The following is a 14,138-nucleotide window of genomic DNA, read 5'->3' as shown; positions in this document are numbered from 1 at the left end:
TCCGATGCGTGGCCCCGCGGGCAAAAGCTCAGACGAATAGCGCGCCTGCCGCCGGTGTGAACGGCTCCGGAGCTGCATGGTCTTTGCGTGGAGTTCGCGAGGTACGGGGCCGATGAATAATCAGTGTAGGTGTCCGATAAGCACGCTGCATCGCGTTTGACAGCCGTTCGAGCCGAGCAGGATACTGGCTGGCGCGCCTCACGGCGCCCTTGCATTCGACCGGGAATCCACGTGAAGCCGGGCAAGACCGTTTCCGTCTCCGAGATCCCGCTGCGCTCGCGTTTGGCGGGTCTGCCAGGCGACGTGGCGGCGGGCGCCGTTTCGGCGCTCGTCATGCTGTGCTATGCGATGAGCCTCGGCACGATGATCTTTAGCGCCGATCTTGCCCGCTACGCGATGCTGGGCGTGCCCACCGCGCTCGTGAGCTGCGTCGTCACGGCGCTCGTGATCGCCTTGACGAGTTCGATGCGCGTCAACATTGGCGGCCCCGACAGCAACGCCGCAGCCTTTCTCGCGGGCGTGGCGGCGGGGGTGGCCAGCAGCGTGCGCGCGGACGGCGGTTCACCGCAGACGCTGATCCTCACTGTGCTGATCGCCATCGCGCTCTGTTCGCTCATGACGGGCATCGTGCTCTATGCGATCGGCTCGTCGAAGCGCAGCCGCTCCTTGCAGTTCCTGCCCTATCCGGTGCTCGGCGGATTTCTCGCGGGCACGGGCTACCTGCTGCTCGCCGGGGCGTTCCGCGTGCTGACGGGCCAGCCGCTGCAGTGGCACACGCTCGCGTTGCTCGCGCACCTTCACTGGCTCACATGGGTTCCGGCGCTGGTCGTGGGCGTGCTGGCCACGGTGCTGATGCGCACGTGGCAGCACATTGCCGCGCTGCCGCTCACGCTGGCCTTCGGCGTCGTGCTTTTCTACGTTCTGCTGCAGGTTGCCGGAGTTTCGATCGACGACGCGCGCGGCATGGGTCTGCTGCTGCCGCGCGTCAAGCTGCACCTTTCCGGGCTGCCGGAGTTGCACCTGGCCGCGAGGCTCGGACAGGGCGGCATCGACTGGTCGGCGGTCGGCGCGCATCTTCCCGAGAGTCTGGTGGTGACCTCGGTGTCGGCCGTGACGATCCTGATGAATTCAACGGCGATCGGGGCGGCCACCGGGGAGGATGTCGACCTCAATCGCGAGATGCGCGCCGCCGGCCTCGCCAATCTCGCGAGCGGACTGCTGGGCGGGATGGTCGGCTACCAGTCGTTCAATCGCTCGATGCTCAACGCGCGGGTGGGCGCGACGAGCCGGGTGGCGGGCGTGTTCGCCTCGCTCGCGTGTGTGGTCGTGCTCGCCACTTCGCCGGGCATCGTGGCGCTCTTTCCGGTGCCGGTGCTGGTCGGCCTTCAGCTCTTCATGGGGCTGCGCTTGCTCGTGCATTGGCTCGCGGGCGCCTGGACCAAGCTCAACTGGTATGAGTATCTGCTCGTGCCCGTGATTCTCGGCACTATCGCAGCGTACGGCGTGATCGTCGGCGTAGGGGTGGGCGTCGTTGCAGCGTGTGTGATGTTCACGCTGCTCTACGGTCGGGTCGGCTGCATACGCATGGAGTTCGACCTGCGCGCGCGGACCTCGAATGTTGAGCGCAGCATCGAAGACACCCAGGCTCTGCGCGCAATCGGCCCCCAGGTATGCGGAATGTGCCTGCAAGGGTTTCTCTTCTTCGGCACGGCCAATTCGATTCTGCAGCGCCTTCGCGAGCGATTCGGCGCCGGGAATCCGTCGCAGGTCCGCTTCGTCGTGCTCGACTTTGCGGCGACACATGGCATGGATGCATCCGTATCCATCAGCTTCGTCAAACTCAGACAGCTCTGCGCAGCGAGAAGCGTGGACCTCGTGTTGACCGCGCTGCCGCCGCGCTCGCGCGATCTGCTCGTGAAGACCGGCACGCTCAGTCTGAAGATCCATGAATTCGATACGCTCGATGCGGGTCTCGAATGGATCGAAGACAATCTGCTCGCGTCGAACTCGCTCGCGATCGCGCATGGCGGCGATCTGCGGGCGATGCTCGAGCCGCATTTCACGGCCGGCGCGTTGAACGGCTTGATCGCGTGTCTGGAGGTGCACGATCTGCTTTCGGGGCAGGCGCTGTTTCGTCATCGCGAGCCGGGCGACGCGCTGTATTTCGTCGAGCAAGGACGTGTCGCGATCTCGCTGCCGCTCGCCGATGGCCGCTCGGCGCGTCTGCGCTCGTTCGGCCCGGGCACGGTCGTGGGGGAAATGGCGGTGTACACGCAGCAACAGCGCAGCGCGGATGTGATTGCCGAGGCACCGACGCGCGTGTACCGCCTGTCGATCTCCCGGCTGCTCGAACTCGAACAGCAGGATCCGGCGACGGCGCAACAGTTGCATCGGTTTCTCGTGAAGACCATTGCGTTGCGTCTTGCCGTTGCCGATGAGGCACTACGCGCGGCTTTATAAGCGGCAGCGCCCCTGACCGGCGGCGCCCAACCCGTCACCACGTCCCGCTAAACGCCTGCTGTACCTTGACGGGATCGGTCATGCCGTTGGCCACTAGCAATTGCGTCAGCAATCGCGCCTTCTGCGGATTCAGATCGAGCGATGCGACGAAACCGCGCTTGTCGTCGTCCACCTCGACGTTGCGGTTCACGAACCCCGACACGAGGCGCGTCGAGCGAACCACCACGATGCCTTTCGCCGCCGCGCGGTCGAGCGCCGCGAGGGCTTCCTTCGACATGTCACCATCGCCTTCGCCGGCGACGACGATGCCCTTCGCGCCATCGGCGATCGCATGATCGATCTGGCGGCCATCCATGTTGCTATGCGCGTAGACGATATCGACGCGCGGCAATTGCCCCCTCGCGGGCAGGCTCAGCGCAGCGCGCGTCGATTGCACCGCCGGCATCACGAAGCGCACGCTGGCCGGATCGACATAACCGATCGCGCCGGCATTCGGCGACGCGAACGCCTGTACCGCCGTGGTATTGGTCTTGGTGATCCAGCGCGGCGCGTGAATCTGGTCGTTCATCACGACCATCACGCCTCGGCCACTCGACTGCGGGCTCGCCGCCACTTCGACGGCTTCGTACAGATTGCCGGGACCGTCGGCGCTCGTGGAACCGCCCGGTCGCATCGAGCCGACCAGCACCACCGGCTTGTCGGAGCGCAGCACGTTGCTCAGGAAGAACGCCGTTTCCTCGATCGTATCGGTGCCGTGCGTAATCACGATGGCGTCGGCCTCGTTCCGCGCGAAGACCTCGTCGATCCGCCGCGCAAGCTGCAACCAGATCTTGTCGTTCATGTCCTGCGAGCCGACGTTCGAGATCTGCTCCGCGCTGATGCTCGCGAGCTTCTCGATGCCCGGCACGCCGCGCACCAGTTCCTGCCCCTTCACGTTACCCGAGTTGTAGCCGATCGCCGAACGGGGATCGGCGGTTCCCGAGATCGTGCCGCCGGTGGCCAGCACCAGAACACGCGGCGTTGCCGTGACGGCGCCTGCCTGTTGCGATGACGCGTCGGCAGCCTGTACGCAGGTACCCGCGGCAAGTGCCGCGATCAGCAGTGCCGCCGAACCGCACAGCCGCCTTGCATTTCGATCGATCGTGTTGCCGTTCATCTTTCTCTCCTCCATCGTTTAAAAGAGTCGCGTGCATATGTACGCGACCTGTGACCGGAACAACCTTCGTCGCTCACGCCGCCGACGACATCTTTCTTGGTTGCGTCAGCATGGCGGGTTGAAGAATCTCGTCGAGCTGCGCCTGACTCAACAGCCCTCTGTCGATCACGATCTGCGCGACGCTTTTGCCCGACGCAAGCGCTTCCTTCGCGACTTCGGTCGAGTGCGTATAGCCGATGTACGGGTTCAGCGCGGTCACGATGCCGATCGAGCTCTCGACGATCGCGCGCAGCCGCTCGTGATTCGCCGTAATGCCGTCGACGCATTTCGACGCGAGCGTGAGGCACCCTGCGCGTAAATGGGCGACGCTCTTGAACAGGCTGTGCGCGATGATCGGCTCGAACGCGTTGAGCTGGAGCTGCCCCGCTTCGGCGGCGAAGCTCACCGTCACATCGTTGCCGATGACTTCGAACGCGATCTGGTTGACGACCTCCGGAATCACCGGATTCACCTTGCCCGGCATGATGCTCGAACCCGCCTGCACCGGCGGCAGGTTGATTTCGCCGAGGCCCGCGCGAGGACCGCTCGAAAGCAGGCGAAGATCGTTGCAGGTCTTGGAGAGTTTTACGGCGACGCGCTTCAGTACGCCGGAGAGCTGCACGAACGAACCGACATCCTGCGTCGCTTCGATCAGATTCGGCGACGTGGTCAACGCGATACCGGTTATTTCGCTCAAGTGCCTGCATGCAAGCTGCGCGTATTCCGGATGTGTGTTGATGCCGGTGCCGATCGCCGTCGCGCCGAGATTGATCTCGCAGATGAGCTGGGCCGCTTCCTTCAGCCGTTCTTCATCTTCGCCGAGCATCACAGCGAAGGTGCTGAACTCCTGGCCGAGCGTCATCGGTACGGCGTCCTGAAGCTGCGTGCGGCCCATCTTCAGGTCGTTGCCGAATTCCACCGCCTTGCGTTCGAACGATGCGCGCAACACGCCCATCGCGTCGACCAGTTGCATGATGCCCGCGTACGTGGCGATCTTGAGCGCGGTCGGATAGACGTCGTTGGTGCTCTGGCCGAGATTCACGTCCTCGTTCGGATGAAGAACCGCGTATTCGCCGCGCTGTTGCCCGAGATGTTCGAGCGCGAGATTGGCGATGACCTCGTTCGCGTTCATGTTGGTCGACGTGCCCGCGCCGCCCTGAATCACGTCGACGACGAAATGCTCGTGCGCGGTGCCTGAGCGCACTTGCCTGCATGCGTGCACGATGGCCTGCATCTTCACTGCGCTCAATAGGCCGAGATCGTGATTCGCGAGCGCGGCGGCTTCTTTCACGCTCGCCAGCGCGTTGACGAGGTTCGGATACACGGAGATCGGAATACCCGTGATGGGAAAGTTTTGCAGCGCGCGCAGCGTGTGTACGCCGTAGTACGCGGTCGCGGGCACGGCGAGATCGCCGAGAAGGTCGTGTTCGATACGTTCGGTCGGTGCAAGCATGATTACCTCTCAGGTTCTGAAATCGACAGGCGAGCGGGGTCATCCAGCACACCTCGTGTGCAGGCCCGTCGCATTGACTGGGGTGATGCGGTTGGGTTATCGAGGCGGCGCTGTCGCGCAGGCGACACACTGCTTCGCGAGCACGTCGGTCGGATCGACCACGCTCACGCGCGCGCCGTTCGCGCCGATCACATACGGCTCGCGAATCAGCAGCGGCAGTTCCGTGCAGCCGAGAACGATCACTTCGACGCCGTCGGCGATAAGCCCTTCGATCGCCGCGGCGAGGTCTTGCTGGCACTGCCCCGCCGTGAATCCGGCCTTCACGCCTTCCTTGCCGTAGATCGCGTTCATCACGCGCGCCTGCAGCGCGGGTGCCGGGACGACCTGCCGCAAGCCGTGCGATTCGAGCGCCTTTTCGTAGACGCCGCTCGCGAGCGTGCCGGAAGTCGCGAGCACACCGACCGAGCACAGCGCGGGAAACGACTCGCGCAGATAACGCACCGTCACCGTCAGCATATTGACGATTGGCACGCCGAGATAAGGCTGTATCCGCTCGACGAAGGCATGCGCCGTATTGCACGGGATCGCGATCAGATCCGCGCCGCCCGTTTCGAGTTTCTTGCAGGTCGCATAGAGCGAGATGGTCGGGTCGGGTCCATCGCCGATCAGATTCTCCGTGCGATCCGGGATCTGCGGGTTCTGCTCGACGAGCAGCTTGATGTGGTCCTGATCGCGCTGCGCTGGCGTCGCGCGCACGATCTTGTGAATGAAATCGACGGTGGCCGCCGGACCCACGCCGCCCACCACGCCGACCTTGAAGATCGTCTCGGGCGTGTGGTACTGGCCGGACACCACGTACTGCGCATAAGCCAGGTTCGAATCGACGAGCGGCACGCGCAACGCACCGAGTTCGTCTGCGACCAGCGCGATCTCGGTGAGCCCCGGCACGATGACGTTGGCGCCCTGTTCGATCAGGTCCTCGCACGCCGCCCGCAGCAACTCGGCCGGACGGCCACGCAGATTGCCGCTCTTCACGCCATCCTCGCCATAAACGGCCTCGGTGACGAAATCGATGCCGTCGCCGATGCGCGGGTGGATCACTTCGAACTCGGGCGCCGCGAAGTACTTCTCGAACAGGCGCCTGCGCCGCGTATGCGCCGACGCGAGCACGCCCACGCGGCGCACCGCGGGAAATCTTCTGCGCACGTGGCTGCGCACCGCATCGATCATGTCGACGATCTGCAGCGGCGAATTGGCTTTCAGTTCGTCGATGAACGTGTGACTCAGGAAGCACGGCAGCACGACCGTCGTCACGCCGCGCTTCTCGAAGCTGCTGATCAGATCGAAGATGTACAGCTTGCGCTGCGTCAACGTCTCGCTGTCGGCATCGGCGCTGCGAAACGGCTGCTGCTCGAAGATCGCATCGAAGTGCTCGGCGTCGCGCGTGGCCGGCGTCGATTTGATCAGTTTGAAGAACACGTCCGCGCTCGCGAGCGGGCCGAGCCCGCCCACCACGCCGAACCTGCGCGTGCTCGTGGCAGCCGTTGCGTCCATGCCGCTCATTTCGTCTCGCCTTCGAGCTGGCCGAACGAAGCCGTCGCCATCGCCGTGCGGCGTTCCTGCCGCGTCACGCGCTGGCCCTCCCACTTCGCGATGGCTGCCGTCGCGATGCTGTTGCCGATCACGTTGGTCGCCGTGCGCCCCATGTCGAGAATCTGGTCGATCGCGAGCACCAGCACGACGCCCGATGGCGGCAGATGGAACATCGGCGCCACGGCCGCGACGACCACCACCGAGCCGCGCGCGACACCCGCCATGCCTTTGCTGCTCACCATCAGCACGAGCAGCATCACGATCTGCGTGCCGATCGGCATGTCGATGCCGAACGCCTGAGCGATGAAGATCGCGGCGAAGGCCTGATACATCATCGAGCCGTCGAGATTGAACGCATAGCCGAGCGGCAACGTGAAGCCGACCACTTTCTTGTCGACGCCGAATTCCTCCAGCTTTTCGGTCAGGCGTGGATACGCCGCTTCGCTGCTCGCGGTGGAGAACGCCAGCATCGCGGGTTCGCGGATCGCCTTGAGCAAGGCCCAGACCGGCTTGCCGAGAAACGCGTAGCCGGCGAGGATCAGCGCCGCCCACAGCAGCGCGAGTCCCGTATAGAAGCTGGCGACGAGCTTGCCGTACGTCGTCAGCACGTCGAGGCCATGCACCGTGATCGCCGATGCCAGCGCGCCGAACACACCGACGGGCGCGAGACGCATCACATAGTCGGTCAGTTTCAGCATGGCGGGCACGAGCCCTTCGACGCCCGCGATCAGCGGCGCGACGCGCGGGTCGGACTTGATCACGCTGAGCACGATGCCGAACATCACCGAGAAGACGAGGATCTGCAGGATATCGTTGCGCGCCATCGCATCGACGATGCTGGTGGGGAACGCGTGTGTGACGAAGTCCTTGAAGTTCAGGCTCGACGTGTTGAGGCCGGTGGCCACGTCAGCGCTCGTCTGGGACATGTGCAAGCCCGCGCCCGGTTGCAGCAGATTCGCGAGCACGAGGCCGAGCGCGAGCGAGAACAGCGACGCACACAGGAACCACGCGATCGAGCGCAGACCGATGCGGCGCACATCGCTCGTGCCTTCCATGCCGGCGAGACCTGACACGAGCGTGGCGAACACGAGCGGCGCGATGATCATCTTCACGAGCCGCAGGAAGATATCGGTGACGATGGAAAAGTAGCCGGCGATCTCCTTCGCCTGCGCGGCATCGGCCGCCGTGCGATGGCAGACATAACCGACGGCCACGCCGAGCAGCATGCCGGCGAGGATGTAGAGGGTAAGCCGATTCTTCATGTGTCTCCGTCCTGAGATTATTTGTGTCTGGACGGAATTCTAGAGACGGCAGAAAAGACGTGAATGCTAGTGTTGCATACGGCTATGCAAGTTTCGCATAACGCGGGATAACCCTATCGGCGCTATTCGGCTGACCCAGACGAGGCCCGCAGATGCCGCCACAGCGTATCGAGCAGTTCAGTGCGGTTCGTGAGGTCGCGATACACGCGCAACTCCAGCTCCAGTTGCCATTCGGAGCGGCCGGCGGAGACAAGCTGGCCGCTGTCGAGTTCGGCGGCGATCGAGCTCTTCGGCAGCCACGCGACACCCTCGCCTTCCAGCACGAGCTTCTTCACGACCTCGGCCATGTCGGATTCATAGTGAAGATGCAAGGCGGGCGACGCTTTGCTCTGCTCCATCAGCAACGCGAAGCAGCGCCCAAAGTAGCTCGTCTCCGTATAGGCGATGAACGGCATCGGATGTTCGATCACGCCGGGCAGACGGTACACGTGCGCAAGCCGCTGATTGGGCCTGCATACCGGCATGAAAGTATCGACGCCCACGGTCACGCATTCGTACCTGGTCGGATCGAGATGCAACGGCAGCTGCGGATGGTGATAGGCGAACATCAGCTCGCAGTTGCCGTTGACCAGCATCAGTATCGAATCGTGCACGTTCGCCGGAATCACGCGCGCGCGCACTTCGCCGACATGCTTCGACAGCGTGCGCAGCCACGCGGGCAGGAAGTTGAGCGCGATCGTGTGGCCGGCTGCGATCTGCAGGCTCGTGCCGGCGATGCGCTGTTCGGTGCGAATGATGGCGCGCGTGTCGAACAGCTTGTCGAGGATGTCTTCGGCCGCGTCACGAAACAGTTGCCCTGCCGGGGTCAGGGTCGGCGGAAAGCCGCTGCGATCGACGAGATCGGCGCCGACCCATTGTTCGAGCGACTGGATCCGTCTGCTGAAACCCGATTGCGTGACGTTGCGAAACTCCGCCGCCCGGGAAAAGCTCTGATAGCGGGCGAGCGCGATGAAGTCTTCGATCCACTTGATTTCCATCAGCCATCGGTCTCCGGTCCGGCGACGAATGGACTCGCCGCTGCGCCCGCAATTCTACGCCTGGCCGTGCCGCACGCTGACTATGGGACCGGCGTCAAACAGCCATGCACAGGTACTTGATCACCAGGTAGTCATCGATCCCGTAGTGCGGGCCCTCCCTGCCGAGACCCGACTGCTTCACGCCGCCAAACGGCGCGATTTCGCGGCGATGGAAAACCAATCGGCGCTGCCGAGCCGTATCGCCGATGCGAACGGCCCAACATCCCCGCCCTCCCTACGAGCCCATTGCGCGTCGCCATGCTCGCGACGCGCGCCATCCCATCAACGATCCCGTCACGCTGGCGAGGTTTCGGTGTTCAGCTTCGACACGGCACCCGTCTTCTCGTCGTAGCGGTAGCCTTGTTTCTCGAGTTGAGCGCTGATCGTTTCGACGAGCACCTGCTGCTGAATCTCCTTGCGCAGCAATTCATGCTCCGGCTTGAGCTGGGCCAGTTCAGCGGCAAGCCGGCGGCTCAATGTCGCTTCGCCCGCGCCGCGGGCAAGAACGACCACCATTTTTTCATTCGCCTGAGCCAGTTGCTGCTTCAGTGCGTTCGAGTAGTCGGACCATTTCCTGACGGTCTCCCGCGCTTCGGCAATTGCGGCGGCATGCGCGTCCGCGTCGCGCGTCATCTGCGCCTTCAATGCCTCGAGCTGCTGAGAGTCGGCAGTCACCGGCGACGCCGACTCCAGGCCCGCGACGTTCTCGCTCGCCACCGAGCTTTCGGCCAGTTCGGCCGCGCGCTGCTGCTCCGCGTCGGCACGCTCCTGCGCCTGGGACAAGCTGGCCGACAGTCTCGCGATTTCGGAGGCGCCCGCGTCACGCTCATCGCTCAGGCTGGCGATCTGCGTCTGGACATTCTGCAATTCAAGTGCGGCGGCATTCCGTTCGGCCTGCGCGCCCGCGACCTCTTCCCGGCGGGCCGCGTGCGCTTCCTGCTCGGCCTGCAGCTCCGCGCGAATCGCTTCGAGCTCGCTTTGAAGACGAGCGACCGCTTCGGAATGCGCCGCTTCCAGCGCCGCACGCTCCGTTTCGTCGGCCGGCGTTTCGACGACTGACCCAGCCGACTCGTTCGCCACCTCGCCCTCGCCCGCGGCGTCGGTCTCCTCGTGCGAAACCGCTCCTCGCTCCGCGGCCAGTTCCGCGCTCTGCAGTTCCGCTTCGAGGAGCGAAACGCGCTCAGCAAGTTCCTGCGCGCGCTTCTCCGCCGCGTCGGTCCGTTGCACGGCGAGCGCAATGTCCTCTTCGAGCCCGGCTACTGCGTCGACTTTCTCGTCGTAGGCGCTCGTCATCTTATCCAGTTGGACTTGCAGCGTATCGAGTTCCTGGACGGTGGTTTGCAGTTCCGCGAGCGCGTCGTCGCGCTCGTTGCTGGCGTCCTCGACACGCTGGCGCATCGCGGCGAGGCGTCGCGCCACTGCGCGTTCAGCTTCATCCTGCGCTGAGCTCCACAGCCGGTCGAGCGCATCGCGCATGGTGTCGGTCACGGTTTCCGGCAACGCAGGACGTTCGACGACCTGCGGCACCCGTGGGGCGCGCGTTTCACGCCACTTGCGCAATGCCGCTGCCACCGCGACCACCGAGCCTGTATGGACTTCGGACCAGATGGCTACCGGAGACACCTTCTCGCCTTCTTCGGCCATCCGGTTTGCGATTTCAGCGACGAGTTCGTCCGTGATCGTAATGTTGCTTGACATGCCTGCCTCGACAAAGTGCACGTGGTGACGAATACCGTTTCGTCGTTCGGGAGGCGGCCCCGCGCTGGGACTCGCCTCGCATACCTACGAATTGTCGAGTACTTCCCCGGCGGTCAATCGTTCGAAAAGCCGAGGTTACGGGGAGGTATTCATCGGATTGCATCACCAAAGGTCCGGCGCACATGCATTCAGAGCTTTCCGGCGATCCGATCCGCGTGATGCGACGAACGCACGAGCGGCCCCGACACCACTTCCATGAACCCCATCTTCAAACCTCCGTCGCGTAGCATGTCGAACGTCGCGGGCGGCACGTATCGCCGCACCGCCATGTGAAACCGCGACGGCGCGAGATACTGGCCGGGACAGTCCTACCAGGAGAAGCAGGCCGGCTCCCAGGCCACGATGCTCTATGCGATCTCGCTCGTCATCGGGTTCCTGTGTCTCGCGAGCCTCTACGAAAGCTGGTCGATCCCGCTCGCGGTGTTGCTCGTCGTACCGCTCGGCGTGCTCGGTGCGCATGGACGCGGACTCTCCAACGACATCTACTTCAAGGTGGGGCTGCTGACCACCATCGGACTCTCCACGAAGAACGCGATTCTGATCGTCGAGTTCGCCAAGGACCTTCAGGCGCAGGGACACAGCCTCGTCGACGCCGTGCTCGAAGCCGCCGCCCATATGCGCCTGCGCCCCATCCTCATGACCTCGCTCGCGTTCGTGTTCGGCGTGCTGCCGCTCGTTATCAGCACGGGCACCGGCGCCAGCGCGCGCCATGCGATCGGCACGGGCGTGACGGGCGGCATGATCGCCGCCACGGTACTCGCCATCTTCTTCGTACCTGTCTTCTTCGTCGTGGTACGCAGACTGTTCAAGGAACACGGCCATACCATGGATGCGGTCGAAACCAACGAGGGCAACGCATGAAACGCACACTGATCGCCCTTCTGTGCGCCGCCGCGCTCGGCGCCTGTTCGCTGGACCCGGCCTGGCAACGCCCCTCGGCGCCCGTCGATAGCACGTGGTCCACCGCGCCCGCGCCGGCGCAGTCGAAAGCGGCAACGGCGGCCACCGCTGCCCCGCTCGCCGCTGACCTCGGCTGGCGCGACTTCTTCAATGACCCGCGCCTGCAGAAACTGATCGAACTCGCGCTCGTGAACAATCGCGACATGCGCGTGGCCGCACTGAACGTGACCGAGTACGAGGCGCAGTACCGCATCGCGCGCGCCAACATCGGCCCGACCATCAGCGCGTCGGGGTCGGTCACGCGCGAACGCTGGGAAGGCTCCACCAGCGCGTATAGCTCGAGCAGCGCGAGCGTGGGCCTCACGTCGTGGGAAATCGACTTCTTCGGCCGCCTGCGCAGCCTGAAACGCCAGGCGCTCGAGCAATACCTCGCCACGGACGCCGCCCGCACGAGCACGCAGATCAGCCTGATCGCGACGGTCGCCACCGACTATCTGCAACTACTCTCAGACGAAGCCCTGCTGCAGATCACGCAAGACACGGTGGATGCGGACCAGCACACCTACGATCTGACGGTCAGCATGATGAAGATGGGCAGTGCATCGATGCAGGACGTGCGCCAGGCCGAAAACTCGCTTGCCGCCGCGCGTGCGAGCCTCGCCTCCTGCACACGCGCAGTGGCACAGGACCGCAACAACCTCGTCGCGGAAATTGGCGCGCCGCTGCCCGCCGACCTGCCCCAGGGTCCCGCGCTGATGGAGAACGAGGGTCCTATGGCTGGACTGAGCACTCTGCGCAGCGGACGCGTTTCATGCTCGACTGTGCCTACGCGACCTGATTGCGCGTAAGCGAACTCATCTGCGCAACGCTCGGTGATATCCGCACCGAAGAACACGGCGATCACTGGCTGCATCTGGTCGGCAAGGGCGGCCGGCCAGGCAAGGTCGCATTGCCGCCGCTGGCGCGTACGGCGCTCGCTCAGTATCTCGTGCAGCGGCGACTTCCGGTCACGCCGGCGCGCGCTGGGATCCGAAACCGCCGCTCGTCGCTAACCTTGAGCAGGACAGCACCACGGGCATTACCGGAACCCGCTTGTGGAACGTGATGCGGCGCTTCATTGATCAGGCCGCCGATGTCATCGGCGCCGATCATCCGACAGCCGCGGAAAAGCTGCGACGCGCCAGCCCGCGCTGGATGCGCCATACGCACGCCTCCCGTGTACTTGCCCCCGGAGCGGAACCGACGATCGTGCGGGATAACCTGCGCCCCGCCTCCATTGCGACGACCTCGATTTACCTGCAGAGCGACGAGGTCAAACGCGCCCGCCCGATGAGTCAGGTTTTCGCTGCGCCATAGACAAGGCTGCCGCACGCTCCGGCAAGGATTCGTCTCAGTACGACCCCAGTCGGCCATAGCAGCTCGCACGCTGGTCGTCCGTTACCCGAGGTGGAGCGGCCACGCATACGGGCGAGCCGAACATCGTATTCAACGAGCGGCACGGCCCGGTCACTTCAAGGGCGGGGGCAAGCATTCCTGAATTCCATCCGTGGGGCGGCGGGCGGGTGTCCCGCCGCCAGGCTCGACAACGTACGGAGTTCAGTCGTCCTGCTGTTCAGCCATTTCCGCCGCCACATGAAGTCCATTGTCGATGGCGGCCTCTTCTGTCGCGTAAGCGATACCCGGTTCGTGCCGCACTTCTTTGATCGCGTCTGTAGTTTGGTCAATATGGACGATCTCAAATGTGTACCAGCCTTCAGCCAGTCGGTTTCAATGGGGCCGGGGTCCAGCGCGGTGGGAATACGGAGTTCCGGGGCCGCTATCGGACTTTGGTCCCATTGGTCTCATCCGCCTGGCCGTGTAGGGTGAATAATCCGTCGACGTTTGGACGGCGACATATCCGCAATATCCCCGGGAGCTCATCATGAAATTTCTTCTCGTTACCACTTCGGCGATTTTCGTTGCAGTGCTTTCAACCGCGTCCGTTTGGGCTCAAGACAATTCCGCAACCAGTGCGTCGGCGGCTGCAGAGCATCCCGACGAAATCGTGAGGATGCACCAACAGGTGGCCGCAGCCAATCGTGTCTATAACAAGCACGTAGCCGCTGCACAAAAAGTTTTCGATGAGAAAAAGGCAGCAGCCAAAAAAGAGCGTGATGCTGCCATAGCGGCAGCACATCAGGGTGTGGGCCAATAGAACGACGACGTTCCTGGCACCGCAATGGTTCCTTCCGCAGCAACAACCAAACGCTACCATGCTATTTGAGCCCACGGACGACGTTACGCTCCCTGCTAGGCAAGTGCGGTCACCGACATAGATCAGGCCGTGTGGTCCGCCGTTGATCGCGATCGGGCAGCCGTCGGACCCTCAACAGCCGTTCGCCGCAACGTGGCTCCGACGGCAGCATCCAAGATAAAGTGGCCTTAGGCACTTCGATAACCTC

The 14,138-nt window shown here is 64.0% G+C and carries 8 protein-coding genes and 5 pseudogenes; 5 read left to right on the top strand and 8 right to left on the bottom strand.

All coding sequences use genetic code 11. From position 1 onward, the window contains the following. Positions 1 to 231: 231 nt before the first annotated feature. Positions 232 to 2,460, top strand: coding sequence for a SulP family inorganic anion transporter (locus OKW41_RS20965; RefSeq protein ID WP_429448050.1), 2,229 nt, complete (start codon positions 232 to 234; stop codon positions 2,458 to 2,460). Positions 2,461 to 2,494: 34 nt separating this feature from the next. On the opposite strand, the gene OKW41_RS20960 is transcribed toward OKW41_RS20965, so the two are convergent. From OKW41_RS20960 to OKW41_RS20925, 8 genes and pseudogenes are all read right to left on the bottom strand, one after another. After that, on the bottom strand, positions 2,495 to 3,616 hold the full coding sequence (locus OKW41_RS20960; protein WP_429573818.1) for an asparaginase: 1,122 nt from the start codon (positions 3,614 to 3,616) through the stop codon (positions 2,495 to 2,497). A 73-nt stretch (positions 3,617 to 3,689) separates the two neighbouring features. Beyond that, positions 3,690 to 5,108, bottom strand: a complete 1,419-nt coding sequence (gene aspA / locus OKW41_RS20955) for an aspartate ammonia-lyase (RefSeq protein ID WP_429573817.1) — start codon at positions 5,106 to 5,108, stop codon at positions 3,690 to 3,692. Between the two features lie 96 nt (positions 5,109 to 5,204). Beyond that, a complete protein-coding gene (locus OKW41_RS20950; RefSeq protein ID WP_429573816.1) occupies positions 5,205 to 6,671 on the bottom strand; it encodes an aspartate/glutamate racemase family protein in 1,467 nt (488 codons plus the stop codon). Next, positions 6,668 to 7,963, bottom strand: coding sequence for a dicarboxylate/amino acid:cation symporter (locus OKW41_RS20945; RefSeq protein ID WP_018422036.1), 1,296 nt, complete (start codon positions 7,961 to 7,963; stop codon positions 6,668 to 6,670). Before OKW41_RS20945 ends, OKW41_RS20950 begins: the two co-directional genes overlap by 4 nt. A 122-nt stretch (positions 7,964 to 8,085) precedes the next feature. Beyond that, positions 8,086 to 9,000 carry a LysR substrate-binding domain-containing protein gene (locus OKW41_RS20940; RefSeq protein ID WP_184033338.1) on the bottom strand — a complete coding sequence of 305 codons (915 nt, stop codon included), beginning with the start codon at positions 8,998 to 9,000 and terminating at the stop codon, positions 8,086 to 8,088. A 94-nt stretch (positions 9,001 to 9,094) separates the two neighbouring features. Further along, positions 9,095 to 9,202, bottom strand: a pseudogene (locus OKW41_RS20935) (aldehyde dehydrogenase family protein); the annotation flags it as partial. A 131-nt stretch (positions 9,203 to 9,333) separates the two neighbouring features. Next, positions 9,334 to 10,737: a DNA-binding protein gene (locus tag OKW41_RS20930; RefSeq protein WP_429573815.1), complete on the bottom strand. Its 1,404-nt coding sequence runs from the start codon at positions 10,735 to 10,737 to the stop codon at positions 9,334 to 9,336. A gap of 188 nt (positions 10,738 to 10,925) precedes the next feature. Beyond that, a pseudogene (locus tag OKW41_RS20925) lies at positions 10,926 to 11,096 on the bottom strand (lipoyl synthase); the annotation flags it as partial. On the opposite strand from OKW41_RS20925, the pseudogene OKW41_RS20920 reads away from it, so the two are divergent. The 4 genes and pseudogenes from OKW41_RS20920 to OKW41_RS20905 form a co-directional block, all read left to right on the top strand. Then, positions 11,092 to 11,658 (top strand): annotated as a pseudogene (locus tag OKW41_RS20920) (efflux RND transporter permease subunit); the annotation flags it as partial. The pseudogenes OKW41_RS20925 and OKW41_RS20920 sit on opposite strands and share 5 nt — an antisense overlap. Then, a pseudogene (locus OKW41_RS20915) lies at positions 11,655 to 12,468 on the top strand (TolC family protein); the annotation flags it as partial. The pseudogenes OKW41_RS20920 and OKW41_RS20915, both read left to right, overlap by 4 nt. After that, positions 12,449 to 13,053 (top strand): annotated as a pseudogene (locus OKW41_RS20910) (site-specific integrase); the annotation flags it as partial. The pseudogenes OKW41_RS20915 and OKW41_RS20910, both read left to right, overlap by 20 nt. A 565-nt stretch (positions 13,054 to 13,618) precedes the next feature. Next, entirely contained in the window at positions 13,619 to 13,891 is a 273-nt protein-coding gene (locus OKW41_RS20905; RefSeq protein WP_429448062.1) for a hypothetical protein, read from the top strand. The last annotated feature ends 247 nt before the right edge of the window (positions 13,892 to 14,138 follow it).

The sequence above is a fragment of the Paraburkholderia sp. UCT70 genome (assembly GCF_050434085.1).
GTDB lineage: Bacteria > Pseudomonadota > Gammaproteobacteria > Burkholderiales > Burkholderiaceae > Paraburkholderia > Paraburkholderia tuberum.
This window is presented reverse-complemented; position numbering and strand designations above follow the sequence as displayed.

Bases quoted from the DNA above. Each gene is read 5' to 3' on its own strand.
- OKW41_RS20960 (WP_429573818.1), bottom strand. From the start codon at position 3,616: ATGAACGGCAACACGATCGATCGAAATGCAAGGCGGCTGTGCGGTTCG.
- aspA (WP_429573817.1), bottom strand. From the start codon at position 5,108: ATGCTTGCACCGACCGAACGTATCGAACACGACCTTCTCGGCGATCTC.
- OKW41_RS20950 (WP_429573816.1), bottom strand. From the start codon at position 6,671: ATGAGCGGCATGGACGCAACGGCTGCCACGAGCACGCGCAGGTTCGGC.
- OKW41_RS20945 (WP_018422036.1), bottom strand. From the start codon at position 7,963: ATGAAGAATCGGCTTACCCTCTACATCCTCGCCGGCATGCTGCTCGGC.
- OKW41_RS20940 (WP_184033338.1), bottom strand. From the start codon at position 9,000: ATGGAAATCAAGTGGATCGAAGACTTCATCGCGCTCGCCCGCTATCAG.
- OKW41_RS20930 (WP_429573815.1), bottom strand. From the start codon at position 10,737: ATGTCAAGCAACATTACGATCACGGACGAACTCGTCGCTGAAATCGCA.
- OKW41_RS20905 (WP_429448062.1), top strand. From the start codon at position 13,619: ATGAAATTTCTTCTCGTTACCACTTCGGCGATTTTCGTTGCAGTGCTT.